Source organism: Streptomyces thermocarboxydus, assembly GCF_024760485.1.
Taxonomy (GTDB): Bacteria; Actinomycetota; Actinomycetes; order Streptomycetales; family Streptomycetaceae; genus Streptomyces; species Streptomyces cellulosae.
In genome coordinates this window covers 958,895-974,472 of the sequence record NZ_CP058273.1, presented here as the reverse complement: position 1 = coordinate 974,472, position 15,578 = coordinate 958,895, and the positions used below count along the sequence as shown (strand labels likewise).

At 72.9% G+C, this 15,578-nt stretch carries 16 protein-coding genes and 2 pseudogenes; 11 read left to right on the top strand and 7 right to left on the bottom strand.

Going from position 1 to position 15,578, the window contains the following annotated elements; translation table 11 throughout:
* Nucleotides 1-61 precede the first annotated feature (61 nt).
* Nucleotides 62-1,045, top strand: coding sequence for a LysR family transcriptional regulator (locus AY578_RS04585; RefSeq protein ID WP_019526104.1), 984 nt, complete (start codon nucleotides 62-64; stop codon nucleotides 1,043-1,045).
* On the opposite strand, the gene AY578_RS04580 is transcribed toward AY578_RS04585, so the two are convergent.
* Nucleotides 1,020-1,490, bottom strand: a complete 471-nt coding sequence (locus tag AY578_RS04580) for a pyridoxamine 5'-phosphate oxidase family protein (RefSeq protein WP_019526103.1) — start codon at nucleotides 1,488-1,490, stop codon at nucleotides 1,020-1,022. The genes AY578_RS04585 and AY578_RS04580 overlap by 26 nt on opposite strands.
* A gap of 71 nt (nucleotides 1,491-1,561) precedes the next feature.
* Entirely contained in the window at nucleotides 1,562-2,056 is a 495-nt protein-coding gene (locus tag AY578_RS04575) for a Rieske (2Fe-2S) protein (RefSeq protein ID WP_258902087.1), read from the bottom strand.
* A gap of 200 nt (nucleotides 2,057-2,256) precedes the next feature.
* On the opposite strand from AY578_RS04575, the gene AY578_RS04570 reads away from it, so the two are divergent.
* Both AY578_RS04570 and AY578_RS04565 read left to right on the top strand, forming a co-directional pair.
* Complete coding sequence (locus AY578_RS04570) at nucleotides 2,257-3,021, top strand: HipA family kinase (RefSeq protein ID WP_137209479.1); 765 nt, start codon at nucleotides 2,257-2,259, stop codon at nucleotides 3,019-3,021.
* A pseudogene (locus tag AY578_RS04565) lies at nucleotides 3,018-3,403 on the top strand (DUF3037 domain-containing protein). The gene AY578_RS04570 and the pseudogene AY578_RS04565 overlap by 4 nt, the downstream one beginning before the upstream one ends.
* A 236-nt stretch (nucleotides 3,404-3,639) precedes the next feature.
* On the opposite strand, the gene AY578_RS04560 reads toward AY578_RS04565, so the two are convergent.
* Complete coding sequence (locus AY578_RS04560) at nucleotides 3,640-4,218, bottom strand: excalibur calcium-binding domain-containing protein (protein WP_215048947.1); 579 nt, start codon at nucleotides 4,216-4,218, stop codon at nucleotides 3,640-3,642.
* 275 nt (nucleotides 4,219-4,493) lie between these two features.
* Here AY578_RS04560 and fabG point away from each other — a divergent pair, with 275 nt between their 5' ends.
* The 5 genes from fabG to AY578_RS04535 all read left to right on the top strand — a co-directional run bounded on the left by fabG (nucleotide 4,494) and on the right by AY578_RS04535 (nucleotide 9,290).
* Nucleotides 4,494-5,255, top strand: coding sequence for a 3-oxoacyl-ACP reductase FabG (fabG, locus tag AY578_RS04555; RefSeq protein WP_019526099.1), 762 nt, complete (start codon nucleotides 4,494-4,496; stop codon nucleotides 5,253-5,255).
* A gap of 11 nt (nucleotides 5,256-5,266) precedes the next feature.
* Nucleotides 5,267-6,025, top strand: coding sequence for an SDR family oxidoreductase (locus AY578_RS04550; RefSeq protein WP_019526098.1), 759 nt, complete (start codon nucleotides 5,267-5,269; stop codon nucleotides 6,023-6,025).
* Between the two features lie 274 nt (nucleotides 6,026-6,299).
* Nucleotides 6,300-7,886, top strand: a complete 1,587-nt coding sequence (locus AY578_RS04545) for an ABC transporter substrate-binding protein (RefSeq protein ID WP_168713498.1) — start codon at nucleotides 6,300-6,302, stop codon at nucleotides 7,884-7,886.
* Nucleotides 7,887-7,977: 91 nt separating this feature from the next.
* Nucleotides 7,978-8,661 carry a uracil-DNA glycosylase gene (gene ung / locus AY578_RS04540; RefSeq protein ID WP_026244003.1) on the top strand — a complete coding sequence of 228 codons (684 nt, stop codon included), beginning with the start codon at nucleotides 7,978-7,980 and terminating at the stop codon, nucleotides 8,659-8,661.
* A gap of 119 nt (nucleotides 8,662-8,780) precedes the next feature.
* Nucleotides 8,781-9,290, top strand: a complete 510-nt coding sequence (locus AY578_RS04535) for a hypothetical protein (RefSeq protein WP_026244002.1) — start codon at nucleotides 8,781-8,783, stop codon at nucleotides 9,288-9,290.
* A gap of 13 nt (nucleotides 9,291-9,303) precedes the next feature.
* On the opposite strand, the gene AY578_RS04530 is transcribed toward AY578_RS04535, so the two are convergent.
* Complete coding sequence (locus AY578_RS04530) at nucleotides 9,304-9,777, bottom strand: hypothetical protein (protein WP_136239697.1); 474 nt, start codon at nucleotides 9,775-9,777, stop codon at nucleotides 9,304-9,306.
* A 146-nt stretch (nucleotides 9,778-9,923) separates the two neighbouring features.
* Nucleotides 9,924-10,436, bottom strand: coding sequence for a DinB family protein (locus tag AY578_RS04525; protein ID WP_136239681.1), 513 nt, complete (start codon nucleotides 10,434-10,436; stop codon nucleotides 9,924-9,926).
* 116 nt (nucleotides 10,437-10,552) lie between these two features.
* On the opposite strand from AY578_RS04525, the gene AY578_RS04520 reads away from it, so the two are divergent.
* Both AY578_RS04520 and AY578_RS04515 read left to right on the top strand, forming a co-directional pair.
* Nucleotides 10,553-11,413, top strand: a complete 861-nt coding sequence (locus AY578_RS04520) for a DUF3626 domain-containing protein (protein WP_258902086.1) — start codon at nucleotides 10,553-10,555, stop codon at nucleotides 11,411-11,413.
* Between the two features lie 317 nt (nucleotides 11,414-11,730).
* A complete protein-coding gene (locus AY578_RS04515) occupies nucleotides 11,731-12,636 on the top strand; it encodes a Gfo/Idh/MocA family protein (protein ID WP_019526091.1) in 906 nt (301 codons plus the stop codon).
* Here the strand turns inward: AY578_RS04515 and lnt are convergent.
* Together lnt and AY578_RS04505 are read right to left on the bottom strand one after the other, a co-directional pair.
* A pseudogene (lnt, locus tag AY578_RS04510) lies at nucleotides 12,560-14,118 on the bottom strand (apolipoprotein N-acyltransferase). The gene AY578_RS04515 and the pseudogene lnt sit on opposite strands and share 77 nt — an antisense overlap.
* Before the next feature lie 60 nt (nucleotides 14,119-14,178).
* On the bottom strand, nucleotides 14,179-14,667 hold the full coding sequence (locus tag AY578_RS04505; protein ID WP_026244000.1) for a nuclear transport factor 2 family protein: 489 nt from the start codon (nucleotides 14,665-14,667) through the stop codon (nucleotides 14,179-14,181).
* Nucleotides 14,668-14,828: 161 nt separating this feature from the next.
* On the opposite strand from AY578_RS04505, the gene AY578_RS04500 reads away from it, so the two are divergent.
* A complete protein-coding gene (locus tag AY578_RS04500) occupies nucleotides 14,829-15,569 on the top strand; it encodes an SDR family NAD(P)-dependent oxidoreductase (RefSeq protein ID WP_258902084.1) in 741 nt (246 codons plus the stop codon).
* Nucleotides 15,570-15,578: the final 9 nt, after the last annotated feature.

The following is a 15,578-nucleotide window of genomic DNA, read 5'->3' as shown; positions in this document are numbered from 1 at the left end:
GGCAGACTCACCTCGTAGCACAATCGAGAAATCACACGCGGTATCTCGTAGCATCACTTACATGTTGAACCTGGAGCGCCTGCGCACCCTCGACGCCCTCGCCCGGCACGGCTCCGTCAGCGGTGCGGCGGAGGGACTGCACATCACGACCTCGGCCGTCTCGCAGCAGATGGCCAAGCTGGAGCGCGAGGTGGGGCAGCGGCTCCTCGCCAAGCACGGACGCGGGGTGCGGCTCACGGACGCGGGACGGCTGCTCGCCGAGCACGCCGCGCGCATCCTGTCCCAGGTGGAGCTGGCCCAGGCCGACCTGGAGGCGCAGCGCGGACAGGTCGCGGGCGAGCTGCGGATCTCCGCCTTCCCGACCGCCGCGCGCGGGTTGTTCCCGGCCGCGCTCGCCGACCTGAAGGAACGCCATCCGGCGCTGCGGGTGCGGTCGCGGGAGCTGGAGCCCGAGAACGGCATCCGGGGCGTCGTCCGCGGCGACCTCGACCTCGCGGTGGTGCTCGACTGGTACAACAAGCCGATGCCGCTGCCCGACGGGCTGGTCAAGGCGCTGCTGCTGGACGACCCGGCCGACGTGGCCCTGCCGGCCGGCCATCCGCTCGCCGGACGGGACGAGATCGACCTCGCCGAGCTGGCCGAGGACGAGTGGATCACCTGGGGCGAGGGCGAATTCTGCCACGAGTGGCTGATGTTCACCCTGCGCTCCAAGGGCGTCGAGCCGATCGTCGCGCACCGCGCCGCCGAGAGCCACACCCAGCTCAACCTGGTCGCGGCCGGGCTCGGGGTGTGCGTCGCGCCGCTGCTGGGACGCGACCCGCTGCCCGGCGGGGTGGTGACCGTGCCGCTGCGGCAGCGGGTACGGCGGCACGTGTTCGTCGTCTGGCGCGCGGACGCCGACCGCCGCCCGTCGATCCGGGCGGCGGTGCGGGCGCTGCGGGCGGCGGGGGAGCGGGTCGGGGGCGCTCCGGCGGGCGGCACCCCCGAGTCCGACGGCGGGGTCTCTCAGGCGGCCGCCGTCAGGACAGCTGCGCCAGCTTCCTGAAGTCCCAGGACACGATCTTCTCCGGGGTCAGCCGCAGCCACGCGTGCCGTCCGTCGTGCGGCATCTCGTCCATCCCGAAGTTCTTCCGGGCGAACAGCGTCTCCGGCACGTCCAGTTCCGCCCGCAGCTCACCGGTGCGCGGGACCTCGCCCACGAACTCCACCCGCCCCGACAGCTCGGCGCCGCGCAGCTCGTCGTACTCCTCGCCCGTGTCGACCACGATCGCCACCCGCGGGTCGCGCCGCAGATCCGCGAACCGCCTGCTGCGGACCACCGAGTACAGCCACATCGAGACGCCGTCCCACACGAACCACAGCGTGCTCACGTGCGGCATGCCGTCGGCGGACACCGTGGCGACCCGGCAGGTGCGCTGCTCGGTGAGGAAGTCGTCCAGCTCCCCGGGCGTCATCATGATCTTGCGACCCCGGCGCTGTGTGGCGGTCATACGGCCCCTTCTGCTGTCGTGCTGTGCGTGTCCCGTGCACGGGTTCCCCCATCGTGCACGGGTGCGGCGGTTCAGGCGAGGGTGATGGAGTCGCCGTCGACGGTGATCTGCACCTCGGGCAGCGGTTTGGTCGCGGGACCGCTGCTGACACTGCCGTCGGTGACGGAGAAGTTGCTGTTGTGGCAGGGGCAGTTGATGAGCCCGTCGGACACGCTCTTCACCGCGCAGCCCTGGTGGGTGCAGGTCGCTGAGTACGCCTTGAACTCACCCGCCGACGGCTGCACGACCACCACCTTCTGGTCGGCGAACACCTTGCCGCCGCCCTCGGGGATGTCGGAGGTCGAGGCGAGCGGCGTGCCGCCGGCGGCGTCGCCGCCGGAACTCCCGCCCGAGCCGCCGCCGTTCGCGGCGTCGCGTCGCCGCGCGCCGGACGGCGCCGGGGCGGCGGAGGCGGCGTCTTCGGAACCGCCGCACGCAGTGAGCGCCACGGCGAGGCCGGCGGCCCCCGCGGCCGCCACCACCGTGCGGCGGGCGGGTCCCGATGCGGGCTGGAACGATACGGTCATGCCGGTGTGTCCCTTCCGGGGATGAAGCGTGATCTGGAAACAGGTACGGTCGGCGGGCCCGGGCCGTTCAGGCAGTGCCGAGAGCTTCGCCTGCGTGCGGTCGGAGGGGCGTAAGCCACAGCTGTCGGTTGCCTGTCGCTCAACGGCGCGCGCCACCGGGCCGCCTCCGACGTGCGGCGACACGCCAGTAGCCTGGGGCGATGCTCAAGGAAGTCATCGCGACCCGATTCATCGCGCCGCTGCGCGAGGGCGGCTCGCTCCCCGGACTGATCGAGGCGGACGACCTCGGCACCTACGTGCTGAAGTTCACCGGCGCCGGACAGGGCCGCAAGACGCTCGTCGCCGAGGTGGTCTGCGGCGAACTCGCCCGCCGGCTGGGGCTGCGGGTGCCGCGCCTGGTCACCGTGGAGCTCGACCCGGTGCTCGGGCTCGGCGAACCCGACCCTGAGGTGCAGCAGTTGCTGAAGTCCAGCGGCGGCACCAACCTCGGGACGGACTTCCTCTCCGGCGCGCTCGGCTTCGACCCGCTCGCCTTCGAGGTGAGCCCCGAGGAGGCCGGGCGGATCGTCTGGTTCGACGCGCTGGTCAACAACGTCGACCGCTCCTGGCGCAACCCCAACATGCTGCGCCGGCGCGGCGAGCTGTGGCTCATCGACCATGGCGCGACCATGATCTGGCACCACAACTGGCCCGGCGCCGAGACCTCCGCCGCCCGCCCTTACGACGCCTCCGACCACGCGCTGCGGGGGTGCGCGCCGGACATCGCCGCCGCGGCGGCCGACCTCGCCCCGCGCATCACCGAGGACCTGCTGGCCGAGGTCACCGCCCAGGTCCCCGACGTATGGCTGGCCGGAGAACCCGGCTTCGCCGGCCCCGACGACCTCCGGCGCGCCTACGCCCGCCCGCTGCTCGCCCGCGCCGCCGGCATCCACGACCGCATCCAGGGCCTCGAGGGGGACCGGTGAGCGACCTGCACGTCTACGAGTACGCGGTCCTGCACGTCGTGCCGCGCATCGAACGCGGCGAACGCATCAACGCGGGGGTGCTCGTCTACTGCCGGCCCCTCTCCTACGTCGGGGCCCGCACCCACCTCGACGAGGCGCGCCTCCTCGCCCTCGACCCCGCCGCCGACGTCCCCGGCGTACAGGCCGCCCTGCGCGCCGTCGAGGGCGTCTGCGCGGGCGGCGACGCGGCGGGCCAGGCGGCCCAGGACGACCCCGGCCGCCGCTTCCGCTGGCTGATCGCCCCCCGCTCCACGATCGTCCAGCCGGGCCCGGTCCACACGGGGCTGACGGCGGACCCGGGGGCGGGGAGCCGCGTAGGCTGCTGGACCTGCTGGTCCGGTAGCGGCGCAGGGCCGCTGCGCGGCGGGCGGGTGGGCGTGACCTGGGCAGGCGCGCCTGAAGGCATGGTGCGGTCGCCCGCGTCGGGCGCCCGAAGGCGGGCGCGGCTGAACCCCGGACGCCGCTGCCGCGGGCGGTGAGTGGCTGTCGCCGCGCGCCGGCACGGCCGCGTCGCACCCGAGCCGAGGCCGCGCGCTCGCGCCCCGCGGGGGGAAGCGCTGTCGCCGGCGGGGCCCGCGTTCAGCTGCGCCGGCGGCGGACCAAGTACCCCGTGGCCAGCAGCGCGCCGCTGACGAACGTCGCGCCGATGCCGAGGTCCCAGTTCGTCGGGCCGTCCGTCGAGGCGCCGCCCAGCCCGCCCTGGACGCCGCGCGTCGGTGCGGGGGCGGCGGAGGTGGGCGCCGGGGACACTGTCGCGGTGGCCGTGGGCGTCGCGGTCCGCGTCGGCGTCACCGTTCGGGTCGGTGTGACCGTCCGCGTCGGCGTCGCCGTGGGCCGGGTGGGTGAGGCCGTTGCCGTACGGGTCGGTGTCGGTGTCGGTGTCGGCGCCGGTGTAGGCGGGCGGGACGTCGGGGCCGGGCGGAACGTGGAGGACGTCAGGCCGCGGCGCGGGAGCGCCTCGCAGGCGATGCCGTCGTCCGGGCCGGGGTCCTCGTCGAGCCGGTGCGGGTCACTGCGGTCCATCTCGAAGAAGGTCTGCGCGTCCTCCTGGTAGGTGAAGTCGCTGCAGTCCAGGTCCTGGGCGTGGGCGATGTCGGCCATCGGCACGATCGCGGCGAGCGCGATCAACGTGCCTATGGCACCGGTGCGACGGCGCATCGGGCGCCTCCTTTCCGGCCGCGGGAGCTCGCGCTTCGACGCTAGGTTCCGCCCGTCCCGACGGCGCGCAGCGCTGGGCCGATCGGGTACCGGGGAAGGGAACGGGACCTCGGAGAGGGCCGCCCCGCCGCGGGGAATGGATCACACCCGCGCGGTGTGCCGTTGACACCGGGTGCCAGGGCTTCTAGCGTCACGTCTGCTGAAGGTACTAAGCGGTCGCTCACCGATTCGAGCCGGCCGCAGGAGCCGCATCCCAAGGGCGAGGAGAAGCAGCAATGTCCACCACTGAGCAGCGGGTCGCGGTCGTCACCGGTGCCGCGCGCGGCATCGGCGCCGCCACCGCCGTACGACTGGCCGCCGAGGGCCGCGCGGTCGCCGTGCTGGACCTCGACGAGGCCGCCTGCAAGGACACCGTCGAGAAGATCACCGCCGCCGGTGGCACGGCGATCGCGGTCGGCTGCGACGTCTCCGACGAGGCGCAGGTCGAGGCGGCCGTCGCGCGCGTCGCCGAGGAGCTCGGCGCGCCGACGATCCTGGTCAACAACGCGGGCGTCCTGCGCGACAACCTGCTGTTCAAGATGAGCGTCTCCGACTGGGACACCGTCATGAACGTGCACCTGCGCGGCGCCTTCCTGATGTCGAAGGCCTGCCAGAAGCACATGGTGGACGCCGGCTTCGGCCGCATCGTCAACCTGTCGTCCTCCTCCGCGCTCGGCAACCGCGGCCAGGTCAACTACTCCGCCGCCAAGGCCGGTCTGCAGGGCTTCACCAAGACCCTGGCCAAGGAGCTCGGCAAGTTCGGCGTCACCGCCAACGCCGTCGCCCCCGGCTTCATCGCCACCGAGATGACCAAGGCCACCGCCGACCGTGTCGGCATGGGCTTCGAGGACTTCAAGGCCGCCGCCGCCACCCAGATCCCCGTCGCCCGCGTCGGCGAGCCGGAGGACATCGCCAACGCCATCGCCTTCTTCACCGCGGACGCGGCAGGCTTCGTCTCCGGCCAGGTGCTGTACGTGGCCGGCGGACCGCTCGACTAAAGGACCCGGACATGACGACAGTGGAACCCACCGGCAAGGTCGCCCTGATCACGGGCGCCAGCCGTGGCATCGGCTACGGCGTCGCGGAGGCGCTGGTCGCCCGCGGCGACCGGGTCTGCATCACCGGACGCAACGAGGACGCCCTGAAGGAGGCCGTGGAGCAGCTCGGCGCCGACCGGGCGATCTACGTGGCCGGCAAGGCGCACGACGAGGCCCACCAGGCGCTCGCCGTCGAGCGCGTCATGGAGGCCTTCGGCCGGGTCGACCACCTGGTCAACAACGCGGGCACCAACCCGGTGTTCGGGCCGATCGCCGACCTCGACCTGAACGTGGCGCGCAAGGTCTTCGAGACCAACGTGATCTCGGCGCTGGGCTTCGCCCAGAAGACCTGGCACGCCTGGCAGAAGGACAACGGCGGCACGATCGTCAACGTCGCCTCCGTCGCGGGCGTCGCGCCCTCGCCCTTCATCGCCGCGTACGGCGTCAGCAAGGCCGCGCTGATCAACCTCACCCAGCAGCTGGCGCACGAGTTCGCGCCGAAGGTGCGGGTCAACTCCATCTCCCCGGCCGTGGTGAAGACCAAGTTCGCCCAGGCCCTGTACGAGGGCCGTGAGGAGGAGGCCGCCGCGTCCTATCCGCTCGGCCGGCTCGGCGTGCCGTCCGACATCGGCGGCGCCGCCGCGTTCCTCACCTCGGAGCAGTCGGCCTGGGTCACCGGCCAGAACCTGGTCGTCGACGGCGGCATCTTCCTCAACGCCGGCGTCGGCTGACCCGTACGTCCGGATCTCCGGGCGTACGGAGCGGTACGCCCGATCCGTCCGCCCGGATCCGCGCACCACGCGTGCACACCGGTCACCACCGCCCCGTCCGCCACGGACGCCGTTGACGAAAACGGCGTCTGTGGAGGCGTTTTGGGCACGAAACGCCTATGACAACGTAGTCATCCGCCAGTTGATCTCAAGGGCCGTTCCCAGGAGGGTCAGCCGGTGTGGCACTGCGGTATCGTTCGCCGACCCTTGGTATGGCAGATCGAGGAGCGTGCGCGTGTTCAACCGGAATCGATGCCTGCGGCGGGTGGCGGCCATCGCGTCCATATCGTCCCTGCTGGCCGGATGTGGAGTTCTGTCGTCCGACAGCCCTGAGGACGAGGGCCCCATCGTCGTGGGAACCACCAGCTCGCCGAGCACGCTGGATCCTGCCGCGTCCTGGGACAGTTCCTGGGAGCTGTTCCGCAACATTTACCAGACGCTGCTGAGTTACCCGATCGGCGCGACGACCCCGCAGCCGGACGCGGCGGAGAACTGCGAGTTCTCCGACACCTCCAACCAGGTGTTCCGCTGCGAGCTGCGCGAGGGACTCACCTTCTCCGACGGCAGCACACTGGACGCGAAGGCGGTCAAGCACTCGATCGACCGCATCCGCCAGATCAACGTCAACGGCGGTCCCGCCGGTCTGCTGGGCAGCCTCGAGCGGGTCCAGGCGCCGAGCGAGCGCGAGGTGGTCTTCTACCTCAACAAGCCCGACGCCACCTTCCCGTTCGTGCTCGCGACCCCCGCGATGTCGATCGTCGACCCCGACTCCTACCCCGCGGGCTCGCTCCGTGAGGACAAGAGCGTCGTCGGATCGGGCCCGTACACCCTCCAGTCGTACGAGGAGGGCAAGGAGGCCCAGCTGGTCCGCAACGACAAGTACAAGGGGTACGCCGAGCGGAAGAACGACGCGGTCACCATCCGCTACTACCAGGACTCCGGCGAGATGGTGAAGGCGCTGCGCGACAACCGCATCGACGTCACCTACCGCGGTCTGGCCGCCGGCGACATCGTCGAGCTGCAGGGCAGGACCTCCAAGGAGGAGGAGATCCAGCTCATCGACGGCACCGGCACCGACATCAACTACCTGGTGTTCAACCCGAAGGACCCGTGGGTCGGGAAGAAGGCCGTGCGCCAGGCCATCGCGCAGCTCGTCGACCGTGCCGCGATCGCGCACAAGGTCTACAAGGACACCGTCGACCCGCTGTACTCGATGGTCCCCAAGGGCCTGACCGGACACACCACCGGCTTCTTCGACGACTTCGGCGATCCCGACGCCGACAAGGCCGAGGAGATCCTCCGCGACGCCGGCATCACCGAGAAGGTGCCGCTCACCCTCTGGTACACCTCGGACCGCTACGGCTCGGAGACCGCCCTGGAGTTCAAGGAGCTGGAGGGGCAACTGGAGGCGTCCGGGCTGTTCGACGTCACGCTGAAGAGCCGCCCCTGGAAGACCTACGTCGAGGGCTACCAGAAGGGCGAGTACCCGGTGTTCGGCCGTGGCTGGTTCCCCGACTTCCCGGACGCGGACAACTTCATCGCCCCGTTCGTCGGCAAGCAGAACGCGCTCGGCACGCCGTACGACAACAAGAAGATCGTCAACGACCTGCTGCCCAGCTCCCGCCGCGAGAGCGACCGGGGCAACGTGGTGAAGCAGTTCGAGGAGGCCCAGCAGATCCTCGTCAACGACGCGCGGCTGCTCCCGCTGTGGCAGGGCCGGCAGTACGTGGCGGCGAGCCGGGAGATCTCGGGCGCCGAGCGCGCCCTGGACCCCTCCACGATCATGATGATGTGGCAGCTCTCCCGGAAGACCAGCTGGTAGAGCGCGCGGGCAGCCGGCCGCGAGGCCGGCTGTCAGTGGTCGCCGGTAGGTTCTGAGAACCGGAAACGACCATGTGAGCAAGGGAATCGACGTGACCGACATCGCCATGCTGCCCGAGTCCTGGCGCGGGGTTCTGGGTGACGAGCTGCAGCAGCCCTACTTCAAGGAGCTGACCGAGTTCGTCGAGGAGGAGCGGGCGCGCGGTCCCGTCTACCCGCCCCGCGAGGAGGTCTTCGCGGCCCTGGAGGCCACGCCGTACGACGAGGTGAAGGTCCTGGTCCTCGGCCAGGACCCGTACCACGGGGAGGGCCAGGGGCACGGCCTGTGCTTCTCGGTCCGGCCCGGGGTGAAGATCCCGCCGTCCTTGCGGAACATCTACAAGGAGCTGCACGCCGACCTGGGCACGCCCGTCCCTGACAACGGTTATCTGATGCCGTGGGCCCGGCAGGGCGTGCTGCTGCTCAACGCGGTGCTCACGGTCCGCGCGGGCGAGGCCAACTCGCACAAGGGGCGGGGCTGGGAGCTGTTCACCGACGCGGTGATCCGCGCGGTGGCGAACCGTCCCGACCCGGCGGTCTTCGTGCTGTGGGGGAACTACGCGCAGAAGAAGCTGCCGCTGATCGACGAGAGCCGGCACGTGGTGGTGAAGGGGGCGCATCCCTCGCCGCTGTCCGCGAAGAAGTTCTTCGGCTCGCGGCCGTTCTCGCAGATCGACGAGGCGGTGGCGGCACAGGGGCACCAGCCGATCGACTGGACCATCCCGAACCTGGGCTGATCCGCCCCCGGCCGGTGATACCGGGGTGCCGCGCCGCCTGTCTGTCCGGAATCGTCCCCGTCTGCGGTTAGCGTCGGGGACGACGGCGGGTGACAGCGGGCGACGGTGCGGAGGACGCGGTGACGGAGCGACAGGAGCAGGCGGCGCCGGACGCCCTGCTCACCCGGATCGGCCAGGTCGTGATGCTGCACCACGCGGGGGACCGGGAGGAGGCCCGGCACCGCTTCCTCGGCCTGTGGGCGGAGATCGGCGAGCACGGCGACCCGCTGCACCGCTGCACCCTCGCCCACTACCTCGCCGACACGCAGGACGACCCCGAGGACGAACTGGCCTGGGACCTGCGGGCGCTCACGGCGGCCGAGGAGGCCGGCGGCACCCCGGCCCTGGACGGCGCCCCGGCGGCACGCGCCCTGTACCCGTCGCTGCATCTGAACCTGGCCGCCGACTACGTCCGCCTCGGCCGCCCCGACGCCGCCCGCACCCATCTGGACCGGGCCCGGGGCGCCGCCCGCACCCTCGCCGACGACCGCTACGGCGAGGGCGTACGGGCCGCGATCCGCCGGCTGGAGGCCCGGCTGGGGGAGGACGGAATGCCGCCCGGAGGGCCGGGACCGCCCCGGCAGAGGTGAGGCGGAGGGCGACTCAGCGGCCGTAGGTGTCCCGGCAGATGCGGGCCTGCGGGCTGTCCGCCGGCCAGCCGCCGTACTCCCTGCCCAGCGCGCAGACGTCCGAGCCGCCGGAGGTGCCCCCGGGCAGGGAGTCGCCGCCGTCCGGTAGCTGGGCCGGGGGTTGCGGCGCCGGCGTGCGCCGGGTCGGCTGCGACCGCTCGGGGCCGCGGGGCTGCTGAGTGCGGGGCGCCTGCCCGTTGCGCGCGTCGGAGGGCACGTCCCTCTGCGGCGGCCCGGCCTTCGGGGTGGCCCGCTTCGACGGCGACTCCTCGGGGGAGTCGGCCGGAACTCGCTGCAGGGCCTCGCGCGCCGGAGCCTGCACGACCGGCGACGCGTCGCGCCCCGCCGCGTCGGTCCCGGCCCCCGGCGGAGGCGCGGTCGCCGGGCCTGGTGCGAGGGGACGCTGGACCGTCACACAGCCCGAGAGGGCGGCGACCGCCACGGTCACCAGAAGCGTTGCTGTGGTCGTCGTTCGCTGCACCCCCGCCACTTTGCTGGCTCGGCCCGCCGGGCGGTGGACGGACAGGCGCGGCGGTCCCCCGCACGGGTGATGTCCGCCCACCTTCGAGGGCCCCGCCGCTGCGGCGGGTGACGTCACTCGCCGGTGGCGCCGTCGATCGCCTCCCGGATCAGGTCCGCGTGACCGTTGTGCCGGGCGTACTCCTCGATCATGTGCGTGTGGATCCAGCGCAGGGAGCACGGCTGGGAGTGCGAGTGATGACGGTTCCGGGAGCGCTCGTCGAGGGAGTGACCGGCCACGTTGCGCCGGGCGGCCTCGATCTCCGCCTGCCAGGTCCCGTAGGCGTCCTTCCAGGTGTCCGCCTCGCCGGGGTGGAACTCCCCGTCCGGGTCGTCCTCCCCGTAGTAGATCGGCGGCGCGTCCTCCCCGGCGAACACCCGCCGGAACCACGAGCGCTCCACCTCCGCCATGTGCCGCACCAGCCCCATCAGCGACAACGCCGACGGCGCCACGGCGGCGGCCCGCAACTGCTCGTCGCTCAGCCCCTCACACTTCCAGGCGAGCGTCGCTCGGTGGTAGTCGAGCCACCCTTCGAGCATGGTCCGTTCGTCGGCGTTCTGCGGGGGTTCACTGCGCTGGGTCGTCATCCGGGCATCCTTTCCTGCTGACGGGGGCTCACACCAGGGCTTGTGCGGTGCCGCCGTGTCGCGGGGCGCCGAAATCCGCGTGCGTGGGCCGCCTCGCCCCGAGGACACTGCGGCGCATGAGCCGTGGCAACCTCCGGACATCGCAGGCACGGGCCCTCGCGCATGTGGCCCGGCTGTCGTCCGGCCCGCCCATGAACCGGGACCTGCGGGTGACCCTCAACTTCCATCCCGACCGCGTCTCCCGGGGCACACCGATCCTGCGCTCCCTCGCCGACAGCGGTGTCTACGTCTCGCAGTTCGTCACCGGGACCGGCAACGGCGGTCTGACCGCGCACCCCGGCGGTGACCGGTGGCGGTGGGAGAGCCGCCTCTTCGGCGGCGCCTACGACCAGGCGCCCGCGTCCGAGCGGCCCGTCTACGGCGCCCTCGACCACCGGCGCGGTCCGGTCGGCGCGGCCCCGCGGTTCGGCTCCTCCCACTTCCGGCTCGCCGCGGCGACCCTGGAGCGGACCACGTTCTGCTACCCGGACAGCTGTCTCGACCCCTCGGACTTCGGCATCGCCGCGCACCTGGCGCTCGTCGAACTCGCCCTCGCCGACCGGCGGGACGCCTTGGACGACTGCGTCGAGGCGCATGTGCACGGCCCGGTCCGCCTCGACCGGGACGTCGAGGCCCTGGTGCTCGACCCCTGCTACCGGGGCACGGCCGTCGAGGACGCCGCCCGTCGGCTGCCCTGCCCCGTGGAATGGCACCCCGGCTTCCGGCTGACCGTCGAGGAGCTGCGCAGGCACCCCGGCTACCGGGGCCCGGGCATTGTCGAGCTGGGCACGGAGATCGCCGCGGCCGGGGTGCTCGACCCACGCCTGGTGGGAGAGGCGGTCGCGACGGGACGGTACGACCCTCAGGCGGTCAAGAAGGTGTGGCACTGCCTGGCGCGCTTCGGGGCGCCGGTCACGTCCCCACCATCCCCTCGATGATCTCCGGCAGGTCCCTGCGGATGTCCCGGATCGAAGGGATCTCCGCGTGGTGGGAGCCCGCCACGAGGAGAAGACGAGGCCGGCCGTCGCGCGCCGCGCGGTGCGGGCGGCCCGCCTCGACCCGTTGACCGGCCGCGTCGGACCCGCCGTACGGGACACCGCGCCGGCCGCGTTGTCGAAGGCGGCGCCGTCGCTGTTCCTGTGCGGGTCCGACGGAGTCGCCGGCCAGGGCCCTCCGGTGCGGACGGAGGCGGCTCCGGGGCACCCCGTATGCTCGCAGCGGACCACGGCAGGCGAGGACCAGAGGAGAACACACCGTGAAGGTCGGCTGCATCGGGCTCGGCGACATCGCGCAGAAGGCCTATCTCCCGGTGCTCGCCGTTCAGCCCGGCGTGGAGCTCCATCTGCAGACCCGCACCCCGGCCACGCTGGCCCGCGTCGGCGACGCCCTCCACCTGCCGGCCGCCCAGCTCCACGCCGACCTCGACGCGCTGATCGGCGCCGGTCTCGACGCGGCCTTCGTGCACGCGCCGACCGACGTCCACCCGCAGATCGTGACCCGGCTGCTCGAGGCGGGCGTGCCGACGTACGTCGACAAGCCGCTCGCGTACCAATTCGCCGACTCCGAGCGGCTGGTGGCGCTCGCCGAGGAGCGCGGCGTCAGCCTCGCCGTCGGCTTCAACCGCCGCTACGCCCCCGGCTACGCGCAGTGCGCCGACCACCCGCGTGAGCTGATCATCATGCAGAAGAACCGGGTCGGGCTGCCCGAGGAGCCGCGCCGGATGGTCCTCGACGACTTCATCCACGTCGTGGACACCCTGCGCTTCCTGGTGCCCGGCCAGGTCGACGACGTGACCGTCCGCGCCCGCGCCGAGGACGGGCTGCTGCATCACGTGGTGCTCCAGCTCGCCGGCGACGGCTTCACCGCCCTCGGTGTGATGAACCGGCTCAGCGGTTCGACGGAGGAGATCCTCGAGGTGTCCGGGCAGGACACCAAGCGTCAGGTGGTCAACCTCGCCGAGGTGATCGACCACAAGGGCCAGCCGACCGTGCGGCGGCGCGGCGACTGGGTGCCGGTGTCCCGGCAGCGCGGCATCGAGCAGGTGACGCTCGCCTTCCTGGACGCGGTGCGCGCCGGGAAGACGCTCAGCGCCCGTGACGCACTGGCGACCCATGAGCTGTGCGAACGGGTGGTACAAGAGGTCGACGAGCGCCTCGCCTAGACCGCACCAGTTCCGCCGCCCCGTAGACGGCGAGGACGACGAGCGCCGCCGGCGGGGGCCAGTCGCCGAAACGGACGTACAGCGTGGTGCCACGGGCCAGCGGCACGTCGTAGACGTGCGCGGCCGAGGCGTCCGTGCCGAGCCACGGGCCGATCCGCCCGCCGCCCGCGCCGTACACGGCGGACACCCCGGTCAGGGTCGCGTGCACCATCGGGCGGCCGGTCTCGGCGGCGCGCAGCGCGGCCAGCGAGGCGTGCTGCGCGGGCGCCCAGCTCTGCTGGAACGTCGACGTGGACGACTGCGCGAGCAGCACGCCCGCGCCGTCCTGCACGAGATGGCGGCTCATGTCGGGGAACGCCGTCTCGAAGCACACCATCGGCCCGATCCGCAGACCGCCGCCCACGTCCATCACGACCTGCTCGGAGCCCCGCCTGCGGTCCTCGCCGGCCGCCTTGCCGACGGACGTCGCCCAGCCCAGCAGCGAACGGGCCGGGATGTACTCCCCGAACGGCACCAGCCGCATCTTGTCGTACCGGTCGCCGGTCGGGCCGTCCGGGCCGATCAGCACCGAACTCTTGTAGATGCCGGGCTTGTCCGAGCGCCGCGCGTCCACGTTGACCAGGATCTCCGCGTCCGTCTCACGGGACAGCGCGGCCAGCCGCCGGGCCAGGTCGGGCCGGTCGCCCAGGTCGAAGCCGACGCTGCTCTCGCCCCAGACGACCAGGTCGACGTCCTGCCCTGCCAGCTCCCGGGTCAGCTGCTCCTCCCGGTCGAAGCGCCGGTCCGCACTGTCCGGGCCCGCCACGACCCGGCTGGACGAGCGCGATCCGCGTCCGCTCCCGGTCTGCTCCGGGCGCGGCGCCCCCGCCCAGGCGGCCGACCCACGGCGGCCACGGCCACCAGCCCGCCACCGCGGCACCCGCGCCGGGCGTATCGCGACAGCACGGCCACCGCGACGTTCGGCGCCACACCAGGAAGCTCGGCAGCCACACCCCGCCCACCGACGCGCAGCGCAGCGCGGCCTCACCGCCACTGGCTCGCGCCCAGCACGCCCCACGGCCCGCCGAGCCCCTGCCAGGAGCGGATCAGCTCGATCGTCAGCCAGCCCGACGGCACCACCAGCAGCGCGGCCGCCACCCGGCGCGCGGACGGCGAGCCGCCCAGCGTCCGGCGCACCAGCCACCCCCACGGCGCCCACAGCACGCCCAGCAGCGCGGCGATGACGAACGTGAACACGTGCAGGCTGGGCAGCAGCCAGTGGTGCATGGCCAGCATGAACCCGAACCCGCCCCACCAGCCGTCGAACGCGGCCCGGCGCCCGGTCGGCGCGGCGCGGACCAGCAGCAGCCAGGGGACCAGCGCGACATAGGCGATCCACCACAGGTTCGGGGCGGGGAACGCCAGGACGGGCAGGGCGCCCACGACCGCGGCGACGACCGAGCGGCGCCACGGGGAGGCGAGGTGGTGGCCGAGATTCCTCATGGGCGCCTCCCTACCCCGTGATGCCTCCAGTGTGCGTTCCGGACCCGGCCGGATGCGGGTTCAGTCGATCACATCGTCCGGCCGTCCGCCGGTCGGGCGCCGCCACCTCTCCCGTACGACGACCCGGCTGAGCCGCCAGCCGTCGGGCGTGCGCAGCGCCGTGAACACGCACCGGCCGCCGCTCAGCAGATCCAGCACGGCGGCCGCGTCCCCGTCCCCGTCGCTCCGGGAGGCGGGGCTGACGTAGTCGGTCCGCACCTCGGCCGTGTCCCCGGTGTCCCGCTCCCACGTGCCCAGGCGTATGTGGCGGTTGACGAACAGATGCTGCCGCACGGGGTACTCCGCGCACCGCTCGGTCAGCCATCCGGCGACCGCCCGGGCGTCCCCCTCGATGCCGCCGGCGGCGCGGTAGTCCGCCCGGCCGTCCGGGGTGAACAGCCGCCGGTACGCCGCCCAGTCACCGTCGTCGACGGCCATGGCGTACTCGGTGACGAGTCCGTCCAGGTCCAGCCGGTCCCGTACGGTCGCGAGCTCCACACGCTGCGTCATCGGCTCAGTGTTGACCATGCGGGGGGCGCAGCCAAGGGGCGTGCGCGGACATTCCCCGGTCCGTGGACTTCTCCCCCGGCCCGCGGACCCGGGCGCGAGGCCGGCGGGGGCGTCTGCGAGTCTGGGGATCTTCGTACCGCGTTCTGCGCCAGGAGGTATCCATGAAGCGTCTGGTCACGGTGGTCACCGGGGGGAGCCGGGGCATCGGTGCCGCGACCTGCCGCAGGCTGGCGGCGGAGGGGCACGACGTGGCGGTGAACTACGTGCGTGACGCCGACGCCGCCGAGAAGGTGGCCGAGAGCGTGCGGGCCGCGGGGGCGCGGGCGGTGACCGTGCGGGCGGACACGTCCGTCGAGGCCGACGTGGAGCGGCTGTTCGAGGTGACGGAGCGTGAACTCGGGCCGCTGACGGGGCTGGTGAACAACGCGGCGGTGACCGGGCCGCTGGGGCCGTTCACCGAGGTGAACACGGACACCCTGCGGCGGGTCGTCGACGTCAACGTCACCGGCACGCTGCTGTGCGCGCGGCGGGCCGCCCAGTTGATGACGCCGCGTGGCGAAGGCGTGATCGTGAACATCTCCTCCGGCGCCGCGACCCTGGGCAGCCCCGGCGAGTACGTGCACTACGCGGCGACCAAGGCGGCCGTGGACGCGCTGACGCTGGGGCTGTCGAAGGAACTCGGCCCGGCGGGTGTGCGCGTCAACGCGGTCGCCCCGGGGTTGATCGACACGGAGATGCACGCCGCGATGGGGGCGCCGGACCGGGTCCGGGAGATGGCCGGGACCATTCCGCTCCGGCGGGCGGGACAGGCGGAGGAGATCGCCGCGGCGGTCGCCTGGCTGATGTCGCCGGAGGCCTCGTACACCACGGGGACGGTGCTGAGGGTCGCGGGCGGACGCTGAGAAAATAGA

Excerpts from the sequence above, each read along its gene's own strand:
- AY578_RS04570 (WP_137209479.1), top strand. The coding sequence starts at position 2,257 with ATGCTCAAGGAAGTCATCGCGACCCGATTCATCGCGCCGCTGCGCGAG.
- AY578_RS04525 (WP_136239681.1), bottom strand. The coding sequence starts at position 10,436 with ATGACGACCCAGCGCAGTGAACCCCCGCAGAACGCCGACGAACGGACC.
- fabG (WP_019526099.1), top strand. The coding sequence starts at position 4,494 with ATGTCCACCACTGAGCAGCGGGTCGCGGTCGTCACCGGTGCCGCGCGC.
- AY578_RS04505 (WP_026244000.1), bottom strand. The coding sequence starts at position 14,667 with ATGACGCAGCGTGTGGAGCTCGCGACCGTACGGGACCGGCTGGACCTG.
- AY578_RS04500 (WP_258902084.1), top strand. The coding sequence starts at position 14,829 with ATGAAGCGTCTGGTCACGGTGGTCACCGGGGGGAGCCGGGGCATCGGT.
- AY578_RS04550 (WP_019526098.1), top strand. The coding sequence starts at position 5,267 with ATGACGACAGTGGAACCCACCGGCAAGGTCGCCCTGATCACGGGCGCC.
- AY578_RS04580 (WP_019526103.1), bottom strand. The coding sequence starts at position 1,490 with ATGACCGCCACACAGCGCCGGGGTCGCAAGATCATGATGACGCCCGGG.
- AY578_RS04560 (WP_215048947.1), bottom strand. The coding sequence starts at position 4,218 with ATGCGCCGTCGCACCGGTGCCATAGGCACGTTGATCGCGCTCGCCGCG.
- AY578_RS04585 (WP_019526104.1), top strand. The coding sequence starts at position 62 with ATGTTGAACCTGGAGCGCCTGCGCACCCTCGACGCCCTCGCCCGGCAC.
- AY578_RS04575 (WP_258902087.1), bottom strand. The coding sequence starts at position 2,056 with ATGACCGTATCGTTCCAGCCCGCATCGGGACCCGCCCGCCGCACGGTG.
- AY578_RS04520 (WP_258902086.1), top strand. The coding sequence starts at position 10,553 with ATGAGCCGTGGCAACCTCCGGACATCGCAGGCACGGGCCCTCGCGCAT.